The organism is Chitinophaga nivalis (genome assembly GCF_025989125.1).
Taxonomy (GTDB): Bacteria; Bacteroidota; Bacteroidia; order Chitinophagales; family Chitinophagaceae; genus Chitinophaga; species Chitinophaga nivalis.
The window spans coordinates 581768-596395 of record NZ_JAPDNR010000001.1; the positions used below are offsets into that span (position 1 = coordinate 581768).

The window sequence follows — 14628 nt, forward strand, 5'->3', positions numbered from 1 at the left end:
AAAAGAAAAGGCCGCCCAGATGAAGCAGCCTTTGTTAATAATTGGTTTTTGCTTATGAGAAATTCTTATAATTATTTGTTATCCTCTCTTCACAACATCCAACCACACAGGCGCTTCTGTTCTGTTACACCTATCTACGATTCATTTTCAAACAGTAGCTTATAATAGTTCATATTCGTCGCTTCATCAAACCCACGCTCAATCATCTCCCGGTTGCCATGAATATAAACATGGAAATTCTTATCCAGCTTCAGAATGCTCTTAAACAACTTTTGCTGCTTCTTCACTGCAGGCGCCGATATATCAAATTCGTCCGGAATACTTTGCTGATTAGCTTGCTCATACTCATTCCGGTACTCCTTAAAGGAGGCAATGGCATCGGGATGACCCAGTACTTCCTGTGCGAAATCATCCAGCTGGAACTGCTCTTTATCTTTAAAATAAGCGGCTGATTTATTCAGCAGATCTACCTGATCCACCCGGTCCATCTCATATTCGGTAGGCAGCTTATTGTGGATAAACTGCTTACACATATTCACGGCTGTTTCTGTCTGGTGGTAGCTATCTTCCCGGCGTTGTACCTGTAAAAAAGCATCTTTCCAGTAAACAGCTTCTGTTTGTTTACTGATACTATCTACGATACTTACCTTAAAACCGTTTTCTTCTTCGGTATTAAACACAAGACAACCTTTATCCAACTTGTTGATGTTAATCCCATCGTCGTAATTAACCTGGTAATTTTCATCATCCAGAAATACTTTGAGATAAGTATCCCGGTTTTCGGATTTGAATATGCCGATGGCTTCTACGTCCTCTCCGTCTGCCTGACAGTTGCTAAAATAGGCTATGTATAGCTCCCCTCCTTTTATTTTGGGATGGGTGGAATGTTTATATAGATGTTTGGCAATATTGACAGACTGCTCCTGGAAATCATCCGGATTATTAAATATACGACGGCAATATTGAAATACCTCATTCAACTGCAGATCCGATTCATGATAAAACCTGAAATATTCGGCTGCATTGGTAAATGGCTGAATAAAATAGGTGATCAGCAACTGACCAATCGTTTCATCTTCCAGCTGCAACGGGGCCTTGGAACAAATCAACGACTCTTCATTAGAGGAATTACCTACCTTATGAATGGTAAGCTGCGCTAAATCTTTAAACTCCGAAACATGAATCATGGGCGCAAAATTAATGAATTAGTTGACAGCGTACACGGTCTCCCGGTAACCGGCGCCCATCCTCCATTACCGCATAAAGAGGTATAAAAATCAGGAATTGTTGCTTATTTTAAGCCTCCTAAATTCATGGATCATGAAAAAAAGCATATACCTGATGGCCCTGTTGGCTGGCTATGGCCTGCAATCCCTGGCCCAGCAACAGCCTGGCCCCCGTCCACTGTATGAAGCCCGCGACCTCACTGCAGAAAATATGTTCTCCGTAAACATTGAAGGACCCAACTTTGATAAAGCCGGTAATTTTTATGTGGTTAATTTCCAGCAGGATGGCACCGTAGGAAAAATAAATACCCGCACCGGCGCCGGGGAAGTTTTTATCACTCTTCCCGATAGCAGCATCGGCAACAGCGTTAATTTTAACAGTAAAGGATATATGTTTTTGCCTGACTTTAAAGGGCATAATGTGCTGATGGTGGATATGAAAACAAAAAAAATCAGTGTTTATGCACACTCCACCTCCTTCCACCAACCCAATGACCTGTGCATCAATAAAAAAGATCAGCTGTTTGCCTCCGATCCCGACTGGAAAAACAACGGCGGCCAACTATGGCGTATTGATACCAACGGGCAACCCGTATTGCTGGAAACCAACATGGGTACCACCAACGGCATTGAATTGAGTCCGGATGAAAAAACCCTTTACGTAAATGAAAGTGTACAACGTAAAGTGTGGAAATATAAGGTAGATAAAGCCGGCAATATCTCCGGTAAAACGCTCTTCGCCTCTTTCCCCGATTTTGGCTTCGATGGCATGAAATGCGATAAAGCTGGTAACCTCTACATTGCCCGCTGGGGTAAAGGAACCATTGCTGTATTGTCTCCGCAAGGGAAACTGATCCGGGAAGTAGCCCTCAAAGGCAAACAATGCAGTAACCTCATCTTCGGCGATAAAGACGGTAAAACCGTATATGTGACCCTGCAGGACAGGAAATGTGTGGAAACATTCCGTGTAGCCGTTCCCGGTAAAAAATACTAAACGCAACTCCTATAAAAAAACAGCGAAGACACCTTCCGGTATCTTCGCTGTTTTTATTTATAATCAGGTTCTGTTTATTTAATAATCAGTAACCAGCCTTTGTTTTTGGATACCGGAATCGTGGCATCTTTGGCAAACACCTGTCCTTTCTGGAAATTCCGTATATCCGGCGCCGTTATCACAGCTTTAGCCGGATCAATTCCCAATGCTTTCCAATCGATGTTCAGCTTAATACCAGTATCTTCTTTGGCCCAGCTAGCAAGGGACACCAATACAGCACCGTCTTTTTTGTACACGGTAGCCGGAACAAGCGGATCGCTGGTTTTAACCGGGTTGTTATCTACCCAGTAACCAATCATTTTTACGCCCTGCATGCCAAAATCATCCCATACTTTCCAGATAGGACGCGGATCTGCGTTATCACTCCACGGCATGCGACTGGTCATTCCATACACCATACCCCGCCATTGGTTACCACCATCCTGTAACATCTCACCCATTAAGCCAAACGGGATACCGCTCACTTCTGTCAGGAAGAAATCAGGACTGTTTTGCTCATAATCAAAATACTCTCCGAACCACAAGCGGTTGAGATACGGGAAGTGCTCCATATACAACATGGCACTGTTGATAAAACCATCGGACTTGTTATATTGATTGGCAGAATGCAGGTCAATGATACCAGGATGTCCGTCCTGTGTCAATACCCTTTTGATACGTTTCATGGTAATGCGGTCAAAGGCCACATCATCCAGATAGATACCATCGATACCTACCTGTTGTACCAACCAGTTCATTCCTTCCACATAGTAGTTATGCCAGCGGTTCATACCACTGTTGATGATAGCCGCATCTTTGAACTCCGGTACAAACCAGGCAGCAATGTAATCTTTGCCCACGTGCTCCTGTAACCAAGAGAAGCCACCGCCTTTACCAGGGCTGTATACTTCATGCCCCAGGCTGCGCAGCGGGAAGGTTTCCCACGCGTGGTTGGATAATTCCCGGACGGTATTGTAGATCTTTACCTTTAATCCTTTCTGATGCGCGCCATCAATATAGTCCTTCATCTTCTTCCATTCAATAAACGGATAGTTGATCCAGGGATTGATTTCATTACCATGGTGAATATTTACCACGGTAGCACCGGTAGCCTTGATCGTGTCGAGGTTATCATACTTGTGATAAAAACGCGTAGACCACTGGAAGTCGGTGTTGATGGTATGAAACGGCGTAATGATCAGGTGGAAGTTGAAATACAGGACTTCTCCCCTGCGTATGGTTCTTTCTCCACTGTAGCTGTTTACCAGTATGGCCTTGCCTTTTTCACCTACCGTGATACCTCCTTTAGTGCCATTACCCCAGGAAACGGGCAACTGTAAAGGCTTCTGCAGATAAAAATTAGTATTCAGCGGCCGTACATAATGTTCATCGCGCAGGGTGAACTGCAATCCGGCGTTTACATCACCAATCCAGGCGCCATCCTGGTTCTTTGTTTTCACGTCCCATTTCCAGTCAATTTGCTCCGGACGTACCCCACCTTTCTGGTTCAGGCCCATCATATACCGGGCGGCACTTTTCTCCATAGGGAGGTGCAACGCTACATCCTTCAATGTTACGTCGTCCAGTGCAGTAACCTTTACGGTATAGTCCATGAAACCGTCGAACTCGAGAGAGGCATTGATTTCCATCTGCAGTCCGGTGGTGGTGTTGATCGCTTTCCAGCTGATTTTGCCACCATCTTTAGCCGTTACCTGCCAGCCTTTGTTATCCCAGTTGAGATCCTTCCCCGTAGCTGCATCCACAAAATGGAAGTGTACAGGTTCAGTCAGTATATTTCTGGCATTGGCAGATAAGGAGGTCATCTCCTGGGTAAAAAATGTCTGAATCTGTGCAGGGAAGCCTGCTTTATTAATACCTACTTTACGACCCAGTAAACTGATAACGCTGTCTTTCATTTCCAGCGGCGTATAGGGTGCAATCACAGCATTATCCTGCGCCAGCGTGGAGTTGAGCCACTTGAGCCGGGTTTGTTTCCAGGGCTCATTAAAGCCGCCGTTAACCGCTGTTTTACCGGTTACCGTCAGCGTAATCCGTACTGGCATCGCCGGCATACCTGCCGGTTGTATGGTCACGATGCCTTTATACACACCGGCAACAGCTGCTGCCGGTACATCAATACCACACCATATGCTCTGTATTTTTCCGGCGCCTACCTGCAGACTGGCCGTAAAAGGCTGTGCATCATAGGTAGTACCCGTAGTGTTGATACAGTTTAATAAGGCCGCCGGAATGGTTTTCCCATCGGCTGTTTTCAGATCTGTAAAAGACAGCCGGATATCTTTCAGGTCTTTACGGGCATACACGCCCAGCTGAAAAGCGTAGTATTCTCCTTTATCTGCCTGGCCGGCAAAAGCCTGGGAAGGGCCTTGCTGTATCCAGCGTTGCGGCAGGTCGTCTGTCATCTTCACCGGAAACTGTCTGTCTTCCGGAAATATCATATATCCCGCACCCGGATGTTTTAACAGCAGCTGTTGTTTTTCAGCAGCCGTGGCTATTACTTCCATCGGATAAAAAGTGTTGAAGGTATCTATCGCCTCCAGCTCTTTCAGCATAGCATTGGGTTTCACGGGAGCTGCTGCCACCTGCAACCAGCTGTTATCTGCCGTTTGTTCCGGCGCCAGGTAAGCGTCTTGCGGATAATTGGGATTACCGCCGGATTTAGCCGGCAGGTAATAAATATAGTAATTGCCTTTTCCTGAAACCGGCTCAAAATAAATATCGCCTTGTTCCCGGTTTAGCGTACCGGTTTTTACATTGGTAATCTTTTGTTTGGTCTGTGCATCCTGAATAATGATGCGTTTCAGTTCCGGGTGTTCATCCCGGCGACGCCACGGAATAATGACACGGGCCACTTTACCATTGCCATTAAAGCTAACCACCGCACGGTGGTTGCCCAGAGAATCAGCATTCCAGCTGTTGTTACCGACAGTGTACTTTACCTGCTGGGCCATCACGCTGCCCGAGAGGCCAACGGTAAATCCGGCCAGCATCAATGCTTGTTTTATCAAGCGGGCATGTTGGTTGATCTGATGCATGTAAGAAGATACGTTTTTATAGATAATTATTTTTCCTGTTCACCGGGAATAAATTTACAGCGGATACCGGCTTTTTTACTCTCTTTTTTGATAAAAGGAAAAGCCCCGTTTAGCGGGGCTTTTCAGGTTCTTCTGGATTATGGATTCTGTTCCAGGTTCCGGTTCAGCAAAATTTCCTGCTCCGGAATATAGTGTACAACCCTGGCGTCCGTATACCGGATGGTTTGCGGATGATCTGGATGTACGCCGTTATAGTCACGGAAAATGTTTTTGTTGTTGCGGAAGAGATCAAAAACACGGTGTGTTTCAAATGCCAGCTCCAGGCGGCGTTCGTCCAGTACCACATCGAGTACGGAAGCATATCCTTTCAGGTCGCTGGTGGAGAAGAGCGCATCACCACTTAAACCAGCTCTCATACGGATGGTGTTTACATCTTCGAGGGCCAGTTCTTTATTACCTTCTTTGGCATAGGCTTCAGCACGGATCAGGTACATTTCTGCAGCACGCAGTACTACCGGTGAACTCAGTGTAGGAATATTATCCTGGTTGGAATATTTCAGGATATACCATTTTTCCACCTTGTTATTTTCTTTACCACGGGTAGCCAGTACTTTTTTACCGGTAGTTGGATTCACAGAGTCTTTGCCAAACTGGTTTTTCAGGTATACCGGCTGAACAAAGGCGTGTCTTACATCTGTCGGATATTTGTCGAGCAGCTTTCTGTAAGATTCAGATGCATATGCTTCTCCGTAGCCCAATCCGCCCGGAGACATATAATACATAGAACCGATAGAGCTCCAATCGCGGTCGTCGCTCACCATATGCCGGATGGCGAAGATGGTTTCCTTATTGCCTTCATTTCCTTTTGTATAGTAGGTAGGCAGATCACTGGTAGGTACCAGCGGATGACGGCCACCCCGTATCACGGAATCCGCGAAGATGCGGGCAGAATCGTTCTGACCTCTGTAGAGATATGCCCGGGCGAGCAATGCCATCGCTGCATCTTTGGAAGCGTAGCTGTTGGTATTGTCGTTGTTCATCAGTCTGCGTGCGCGGGTGAGGTCTGCAATGATCTGTGCATACACCTCTTTTACTGTATTTCGTTTAGGCAGTTCCGTTACATCATATTTTGTTATGACTGGTATGCCCAGGTTAGTTTCCGGACTCTGGGAATAAGGACGTCCGAAAGTCCTTACCAGACTGAAATGTACGAAAGCGCGGATAAACAGGTTTTCCCCTATCAGCTGATTAATAGCGGCAGATTTACCTTCCGGCATAACGGCCATCAGGCGGTTACAGCCACCAATTGCTTTATACCCCATCCGCCATATCTGGTTGCCATTTCCCTGGTTTACCAGGTGGCCGTAAGTGTAGGAATAAAACAATGGGTCGGTGGTAGCACCGCTCAGTGCAATATCATCACTGGGATACTCTCCCATCTGGAAATAGTTACGGGTAAAGTTTTGCTCTTTCAGCAAAGAATAGTTACCGGCAGTGGCAGCAGGCCATTTGGTTTCATCGTTCAGAATATCCTCATCTTTGATACCATTGTGTGGCTCTTTATTCAACGAACAGGAAGATACCAGCGCCACCAGTGAAAGTCCTGCAATATATTTGGATATATGCTTCATGTTAATTTCTTTTTTCGCCCCTGTTAAAAATTGATTTCAAGACCAGCAAACCATTTGGTACTGTATGGGTACCGGTTATTGCTGATACCACGGTCATCTGTTTCCGGATCAATACCGGAGAAACGGGTGAGGGTCCACAGGTTATCGCCACCGGCAGAAATCCGTACATTGTTTACACGCATACGGTTCAGCCATTCTTTTGGCAGCGTATAGCTCAGGTTCACATTCCTTAAGCGCAGGTAGCTACCGTCTTCCAGGAAACGGGAAGATGGTTTATGAGCTTCTTTGTTACCACCGATTTTATATTGCGGATGGGTAGCATTATCTCCCGGTTGTTGCCAGCGGGTCCATTTTTTGTCCAGCTCCATCATGTTATAGGAGAAGTAAGCACCATCATTATCCATCAGCTCACGGGTAGTATTGTATACTTTATTACCGGATACAAAGGAGATGAATGCACTCAGCTGGAAGTTTTTATAAGACCATACGTTGCGGATACCACCAAAGAATTTCGGGGAAGCGCTACCTGTAATCTGGAGAGAAGCTTCGTTATACACACCGGTAGCTGTGCTGCCCACCACATTTCCTTTATCGTCTTTGATCAGTTTTTCCCACAGTGGCGTACCGGTAGCAGGATCTACTCCTAACCATTTACGTTGGTAGAAGCTGCGCATATCCTGTCCTTTCTCTAAAATAAAGTAGCTGCTCAGCGGATCTGTGATGTAATCTTTTCCACCATATAAATCCTGGATGCTGTTTTTATTAAAGCCGATGTTGAAATCGGTAGACCATTTGAATTCACCTACCAGGTTATCTGTACTCAGGTTGATTTCAATCCCTTTGTTACGCACGGAGCCAATGTTCCGGAGGATATAGGCATAACCGGCCGTACCAGGCAATGGCACATTGAACAGCAGGTCTTTGTTATCTTTCTGATAAAGGTCTACCGTCAGGTTGATCCGGTTAAATAATCCCAGGTCGAAACCAATGTTGGTACTGTAGGATTTTTCCCATGACAGATCCGGTACATTATAAATGCTTGGATAAGCGCCCGGATAACCATTGTACTGGGTATTTACCGCATAGGCGCCGATGGCGTTATAATCCACAATTTCCGCATTACCGGTAGTACCATAGCTGGCCCTGATTTTCAGGTTGCTGATGGCTTTGATATTCTTAATAAAGGTTTCTTCAGAGGCAGCCCAGGTAGCTCCAAACGCATAGAAGTTACCATACTGTTTGTTGGCGCCGAATCTGGAAGAACCATCTCTTCTGAAGGAAGAGGTGAAGTAGTATTTATAGTTGTAGTTATAGTTCGCCTGTATAAAGTAGGAATTGAAAGCACGGTCTGTTTTAGTACCACCAATTTTCAGCGGTGTGGATGTTACATCCAGTACATCTTTACCATCGAGGATACCTTTTCCTTTGGCATTGATATCGTTGAGGTTTACCTGTTGAAACTCCGCACCTACCAAACCGTCGATGTTGTGTACTTTATTGAAGGTATACCTGGCTTTCAGGAGGTTGGAACTGATATAGGCAACAGAATCCTGGTAGCTGTTATACAGGTTACCACGATCATCAGCGCCGGCAGCTGTTCTCAGATCTCCGTTACTCTCATTGCGGTAGTGATAGTATTGCGCCCGGTTGGTGGTGCTGAATACCAACCATTTGGTGATGTCGTATTCCAGTTTCAGCAAACCTTCCAGGGTTTGTCTTACGTCTTTATTGTAATTGTACTGCTGATCAAACAGGAAGTTGGAACGATCGCGCCCGTACCATTCGTCTATTACAGCGGGGTTCACAGGTTTGCCGGCGGCATTGTAAGGCTTATCCCATGGCATATTCAGGGGATACTGATACAGGGAGCCATTATTGTTATCGCGGTTGGATGATTGTACACCGGCGAAGTTGGCGCTCACCCGCAGTCTGTCTGTAATGTTATGGTCCAGATTCAAACGTGCGCTGAAACGTTCGACACCTGTACCTCTCAGGATACCATCTTCTTTATAGTAGTTACCGCCCAGGTAGAATTTCGTTTTTTCGTTTCCACCACTGGTAGATAATTCATAGTTCTGGTTAGAGGCATTCTGGAAGGCCAGTTTTTCCCAGTTGGTGCCTACATTCCGTAAAGCAGGGTCCAGGTCATTGCCGGCAGCTTTCTGCAGGTCATATAAGCTGGCGCTGTTCATCAGGTGGAAGCGGCCTGTATTCAGTTGAGCCGTACCGATATTGGTGCGGAAGTTTACCTGTGTTTTACCGGCTTTACCACGTTTGGTGGTAATAACCATTACCCCGTTGGCAGCTCTGGCACCATACAGTGTGGTGGCAGCCGCATCTTTCAGGATGGTTACTGTTTCAATATCACTGGGGTTCGGTAAACCGCCGATGATACCATCTACTACTACCAGCGGAGCATTACCGGCCGTTAAGGTACCGTTACCACGGATACGGATTACCGGCGCTGCAGACGGGTCTCCGGAACCATTACCAACAAACACACCACTCACTTTACCCTGCAGCATTTTATCTACACTGGTGGCAGTAACATCTTTCAGTTTTACTGCGGATACCGCCTGTGCAGCTCCTGTCAGGTTTTTGGTGGTAGTGGTGGTATATCCCATGACCACTACTTCTTCCAGTTTTTTAGTATCTGGTTCCAGTTTGATGTTGATCTCAGACCGGCCACCTATCGCTACTTTCTGCAGGATATAGCCAATATAGGAGAACACCAGGGTGCCATTTTCTGCCGGCGCCTGTAAAGTAAATTTACCGGTAGCATCGGTTACGGCGCCAATGCTGGTACCTTCCACAGCCACGGTTACCCCTGGCAGCGGATCTTTGGTAACTGCATCGGTTACAAAACCGGTTACTTTTATCTGGGCAGCACCTACGGGAGTAATCACTACCAGGTTATTGTCCAGTACACGATACGTAACATTGGAGCTGGAAAAAAGCAGTCCCAGTACATCGTTGATTTTTTTATCTTTTACACTAATGGTAACCGCCCTGTTGAGGTCGGAAAAGTTTTCATTGTAGAAAAAGCGATAGTTGGTATTGTTTTCAATAAGCTTAAAAACTTCGCGCACGCTTTTATTTTCTGCATGTAGTTCACTGATTCTATCCTGTGCATAGGTGGTAGCTGATACCTGTAAGAACCCTCCGAAAATCAGCAGACCCGTCATTTTCATCATGAGCAATAATTTTCGCCTGGGGCATACAAATGCCTCCAAGTTTGAAGTGGATTTCATAAACTTGTATAGATTTTAGTTTAAACGATTGTTTACAGTGGCAGTCCGTCGCAAAGACTGTCATAAGTGGATTTCGTTGATTGGGGTAAGTCGCATTACCCCAATTTTTTTTAGTCGTTCATATCGTGCATGTATATTGGTTTACAGGTGATAGAATGATTGTCTATGGTACCGGTTATTTGCCGGTTTTTAACGCTTTTGCATACTTTTCCCGGAGTACTTTATCAATCCCCAGGGTCACCACACCGTTATCTATACGATATTTCAGCGGTGCGGTCAGTTGCAGAATTCCTAATACCTGTTCCAGGGTTTCCTGACGAAAAGTGCCACTGAATTGATAGGTTTTTAGTTCTTCTTCATTGAATTTCACTGTTACATTAAACCTGCGTTCCATCGTTACGGCCAGTTCCTCCATGGTTTGTGCGGCAACGATCCAGTTGCCATCTTTCCAGGCGGTATATATTTCCGTATTGTTCACTTCACTGCTTTCTACCTGTGTTTTATCAGCACTATCGGCAGCAACGGCAGTACTTTTCATTTGTTCACTATGAATACCTGATATAGGTTTTTTATATACTACATGCTGATGTGGTTTCATCATTACGCCAAACGGACGGGCCGTGTTACTACCATCTATCTTCACTTCTCCTTCTACCAGCGTAGTGACAACGGTTTTATCTTCCGGATAGGCTTTTACATTAAAGGATGTGCCCAGCGCCAGAATTTGCAGATCCGAAGCCTTTACCGTAAACGGCTTTTCCGCATCGGTTTGAACTTTAAAAAATGCTTCCCCTTCCAGCTTCACTTCCCGGTCTTTCCTATTGTAGGACTGTGCATACTGCAGCTTACTGCCGGCATTCAGCCATACCTCCGTACCATCAGACAGCGATATCCGGGTGGTAGCTCCTTTCGGACTGGTAATCGTTACCAGTCGTGGATCCTGCTTTTTCCGGCCGGCGGCAAACCAGGCAAATACCAATCCGCCACCAATGATAAAAGGCAATACATAACCTGCTGCCTGCTGCATATACCGTTTCCAGCTAATGGCTGGTATTTGCGGCTCCGCTGTTATCCGGCAGGATAATGTCTGCCAGGCATTGTCTGTATGGTATCCAGCTGATGGCGCCGTCGCCATCCAGGTATCCCGCAACTGCAAAAAACGAACACGATTGGCTGCATCAGCAGCTATCCATTGTTCCAGCTCTTTTTGCTCCTCCTGCGAAACATTCCCGGATAAAAAACGTACAATCAGGTCTTCCGCCTGCTCATCAGTATAGATAGGTCCCATAATTTCGACAACAGCTATTAAGACAATTTTTTGCCGGCAACCGGGTGACAACCTCCCAAAAAAAATTTCTCTTTTTTTTAACACATCACTTCAGCAGCGGCAGTAATTCGGCTCGTAACCGTTGCAGGGCACGGGTCATCTGGGTTTTTACGGTATTGATGGAGATACCCAGGCGGTGGGATATTTCGGGATAACTTAATTGTTCAAAGCGACTTAAGCGAAATACATCCTGACACTGAGGCGGTAATTTGCGGATGGCTTTTTCTGCCAGCAGCTCCAGTTCCGAATGTTCCAGCTTTTCTACCGGAGAATGGAAGGATGACATACCGAGTAAGGATATACGCGATTCCAGCTGCTGCATTAATTCGCTGCCATACTGCGCTTTTATTTTGTCCTGTTTGATGAAGTTCAGGCAATTATTTTGCACGGCCCTGTATAGGTAGGCTTTTTCAGACACTTGTATATCCAGTTCTTCATAACGTTCCCAGATTTTTACAAAGGTGTCCTGCACAATTTCTTCTGCCAGCTCATGACGATTTACGAACTCAAATGCGAACGCACAGAGTGCAGCATAATACTGTTTGAATAAAGATTCAAAAACAGGTAATTGTCGATGCTGATGTATAATATTTGTGCTTATTTCCTCCAATGTGTAACCGGCGACGCGTAACAGTTTGCGGTCTCAAATTATTGCATTTGGACAGGAAACCGACATCATTGTTCACCTTTTATTTATTTATATATAGAAAACGTTCCCCGTCATGGAAAGTACGATAAGTTCACAGCAAAAAAAAACGCGGGTAAATTACCCGCGTTTTACTATCTTTTTTTCAGAGATTACATGCATAAACCGCCGCAGGTGCTGATCGTCTGGCCGGTTACATAGCCGCTCATATCAGAAGCCAGGAACAGGCATACATTGGCAATATCTTCCGTTGTACCGAAGCGGCCCAGTGGAATCTGCTGAATATAATTGCTGGCGCCTTCCCCTTCTTTCAGGTATTGCGTCATATCTGTTTCTACAAAACCAGGAGCAACGGCATTGCAGCGGATATTGCGGCTACCCAGTTCCTGTGCAATGGATTTGGTAAAACCAATGATACCTGCTTTGGAAGCAGCATAACTGCTTTGGCCGGCATTCCCCATAATACCGATGACAGAGCTCATATTAATAATGCTACCTGATTTAGCCTTCATCATCGGACGTATCACATGTTTGGTCATGTTATATACGCTTTTGAGGTTGATATTCATCACCTCATCCCATTGATCAGGGCTCATACGCAGGAGCAGGTTATCTTTGGAGATACCTGCGTTATTCACACAGACATCTATTTTCCCGAATTCTTTCAACACTTCTGTTACCAGTGTTTCGCATTCTTCATAAGCACCAGCATTGGATTTATAGGCTTTCGCCTTTACACCCAGTGCAGTCAGTTTATCTTCCAATGCTTTTGCCTTTTCATCAGAGCTTACATAAGTAAAAGCCACGTCAGCACCCTGCGCTGCAAATTTTAAAGCAATGGCTTCTCCGATACCGCGGCTGGCGCCTGTTACAATTACTACTTTGTTCTCCAGTAATTTCATGTTATAGTTGATAGGTTTTAAGCGTTCATATAATCGGCTACAAATTTCAGGATCTCCTCCAGGTAATTGCGGTCGTTATTTAATCTGGGGACTTTATGTTGTCCGCCCAGTTTTCCCTTGCTTTTCAGGAACTCACAGAAAGTGCCCTGGGGTAATACATGTATTACCGGCATGCGTAAGGCAATATCTTTATATCTTTTCGCTTCGTAGTCTGAATTGATTTCTTTCAGGGTACGATCCATTACTTCCGTAAAATTCGACAGGTTGTCCGGAGCTACTTCAAATTCCACCAGCCATTCATGTCCGCCGTTTCCGTTGTCACTGAAATAAACCGGGGCTGCGGTATAATCATTTACGACTGCACCGGTAGCTTCGCAGGCGCGGGCAATAGCGGTATCAGAGTTTTCCACAATTACTTCTTCTCCGAATGCATTGATAAATGACTTTGTTCTGCCGCTGATTTTGATACGATAGGGTATTAAAGATACGAACTGAATAGTATCTCCCACCATATAACGCCACAAGCCACCATTGGTACTGATAATCAAAGCATAGTTTTTGCCCAGCTCCACTTCCTGCAGTTGCAGGGTACGTGGATTTTCTTTACCCACTTCTTCCATGGGCATAAATTCGTAGAAGATACCATGATTGAGGAATAGCAACAGGCCTTCTTCTCCGATGACATCCTGTGCGGCAAAGAATCCTTCTGATGCATTGTAGGTTTCCTGATAATGCATTAATGGCTTGCGAATCAGCTTTTTAAACTGTTCGCGGTAAGGAGTGAAGCTTACACCGCCATGCATATACAGTTCCAGATTAGGCCATACGTCGGCCAGGTTATCTTTTCCGGTAAGTTCAAAAATGCGTTTGATGAGTACAATTGTCCAGGTAGGTACCCCTGCTATGGAAGTCACGTTTTCGTGAATAACCGCATTGGCCATGCGCTCAATCTTTTCCTCCCATTCCTCCATCAGGGCTATTTCCAGATCCGGGGTACGGATCATGTTGCCGTAGAAGGGCATGTTCTGGAGCATTACCGCACTGAGATCCCCGCAATAGGAATCACTGTTTTCCGATAATTTATTTACCTGGTGGCTGCCGCCGATAACCAGCGATTTGCCGGTAAATACGTCGGAGTCAGGGAAGTTGTTATAATAAAGAGATACCACATCCCGGCCAGAGCGGTAGTGGCATTCATCCAGACTTTCTACTGTAACAGGAATGAATTTGCTTTTATCCGCGGTGGTACCGCTGGATTTGGCAAACCATTTTATCGGGGTATTCCAGAGCACATTTTGCTGCCCTTCCATCGTGCGCTGTATGTAAGGCTTAATGGTATCGTATGTATGTACCGGAACCCTTTGCTTATATTCGTCTATCTTATAAATTTTCGAAAAGCCGTACTGTTTACCAAATTCGGTATACTGCGCTGCACTGATAAGGTTTTGGAATACCTGCTGCTGCACCTGCACAGGGTATTGCATAAAATACGCAATACGCCCCATGCGCAATCTTGCCAATTGTGATATTGCAGGACTTAAAATTCTCATATAGGA

Annotated in this window: 9 protein-coding genes; 1 reads left to right on the top strand and 8 read right to left on the bottom strand. The window is 45.4% G+C overall.

Annotation, left to right across the window (positions count from 1 at the left end; translation table 11 throughout):
- Positions 1-134: 134 nt before the first annotated feature.
- Positions 135-1187 carry a nucleoid-associated protein gene (locus OL444_RS02460; RefSeq protein WP_264734829.1) on the bottom strand — a complete coding sequence of 351 codons (1053 nt, stop codon included), beginning with the start codon at positions 1185-1187 and terminating at the stop codon, positions 135-137.
- 133 nt (positions 1188-1320) lie between these two features.
- On the opposite strand from OL444_RS02460, the gene OL444_RS02465 reads away from it, so the two are divergent.
- Positions 1321-2220 carry an SMP-30/gluconolactonase/LRE family protein gene (locus OL444_RS02465; RefSeq protein ID WP_264734828.1) on the top strand — a complete coding sequence of 300 codons (900 nt, stop codon included), beginning with the start codon at positions 1321-1323 and terminating at the stop codon, positions 2218-2220.
- Between the two features lie 74 nt (positions 2221-2294).
- On the opposite strand, the gene OL444_RS02470 is transcribed toward OL444_RS02465, so the two are convergent.
- The 7 genes from OL444_RS02470 to OL444_RS02500 all read right to left on the bottom strand — a co-directional run bounded on the left by OL444_RS02470 (position 2295) and on the right by OL444_RS02500 (position 14622).
- On the bottom strand, positions 2295-5315 hold the full coding sequence (locus OL444_RS02470) for a glycoside hydrolase domain-containing protein (RefSeq protein WP_264734827.1): 3021 nt from the start codon (positions 5313-5315) through the stop codon (positions 2295-2297).
- A 137-nt stretch (positions 5316-5452) separates the two neighbouring features.
- The gene (locus tag OL444_RS02475; protein WP_264734826.1) at positions 5453-6946 is read right to left on the bottom strand and encodes a RagB/SusD family nutrient uptake outer membrane protein; all 1494 of its coding nucleotides are present in this window, start codon (positions 6944-6946) and stop codon (positions 5453-5455) included.
- A gap of 23 nt (positions 6947-6969) precedes the next feature.
- Positions 6970-10140, bottom strand: coding sequence for a TonB-dependent receptor (locus OL444_RS02480; protein ID WP_264734825.1), 3171 nt, complete (start codon positions 10138-10140; stop codon positions 6970-6972).
- A 232-nt stretch (positions 10141-10372) separates the two neighbouring features.
- Positions 10373-11485: a FecR domain-containing protein gene (locus OL444_RS02485; protein WP_264734824.1), complete on the bottom strand. Its 1113-nt coding sequence runs from the start codon at positions 11483-11485 to the stop codon at positions 10373-10375.
- A gap of 85 nt (positions 11486-11570) precedes the next feature.
- Positions 11571-12134 (bottom strand): RNA polymerase sigma-70 factor, encoded by a 564-nt coding sequence (locus tag OL444_RS02490; RefSeq protein WP_264734823.1) that lies wholly within the window; start codon positions 12132-12134, stop codon positions 11571-11573.
- A 188-nt stretch (positions 12135-12322) separates the two neighbouring features.
- A complete protein-coding gene (gene fabG, locus OL444_RS02495) occupies positions 12323-13072 on the bottom strand; it encodes a 3-oxoacyl-[acyl-carrier-protein] reductase (RefSeq protein ID WP_264734822.1) in 750 nt (249 codons plus the stop codon).
- Between the two features lie 17 nt (positions 13073-13089).
- Positions 13090-14622: a GH3 auxin-responsive promoter family protein gene (locus tag OL444_RS02500; RefSeq protein ID WP_443092841.1), complete on the bottom strand. Its 1533-nt coding sequence runs from the start codon at positions 14620-14622 to the stop codon at positions 13090-13092.
- Positions 14623-14628: the final 6 nt, after the last annotated feature.

What these genes read in the sequence shown, in the direction of transcription:
- OL444_RS02470 (WP_264734827.1), bottom strand. Translation starts at nt 5,315, where the DNA reads ATGCATCAGATCAACCAACATGCCCGCTTGATAAAACAAGCATTGATG.
- OL444_RS02485 (WP_264734824.1), bottom strand. Translation starts at nt 11,485, where the DNA reads ATGGGACCTATCTATACTGATGAGCAGGCGGAAGACCTGATTGTACGT.
- OL444_RS02460 (WP_264734829.1), bottom strand. Translation starts at nt 1,187, where the DNA reads ATGATTCATGTTTCGGAGTTTAAAGATTTAGCGCAGCTTACCATTCAT.
- OL444_RS02465 (WP_264734828.1), top strand. Translation starts at nt 1,321, where the DNA reads ATGAAAAAAAGCATATACCTGATGGCCCTGTTGGCTGGCTATGGCCTG.
- OL444_RS02475 (WP_264734826.1), bottom strand. Translation starts at nt 6,946, where the DNA reads ATGAAGCATATATCCAAATATATTGCAGGACTTTCACTGGTGGCGCTG.
- OL444_RS02480 (WP_264734825.1), bottom strand. Translation starts at nt 10,140, where the DNA reads ATGATGAAAATGACGGGTCTGCTGATTTTCGGAGGGTTCTTACAGGTA.
- fabG (WP_264734822.1), bottom strand. Translation starts at nt 13,072, where the DNA reads ATGAAATTACTGGAGAACAAAGTAGTAATTGTAACAGGCGCCAGCCGC.
- OL444_RS02500 (WP_443092841.1), bottom strand. Translation starts at nt 14,622, where the DNA reads ATGAGAATTTTAAGTCCTGCAATATCACAATTGGCAAGATTGCGCATG.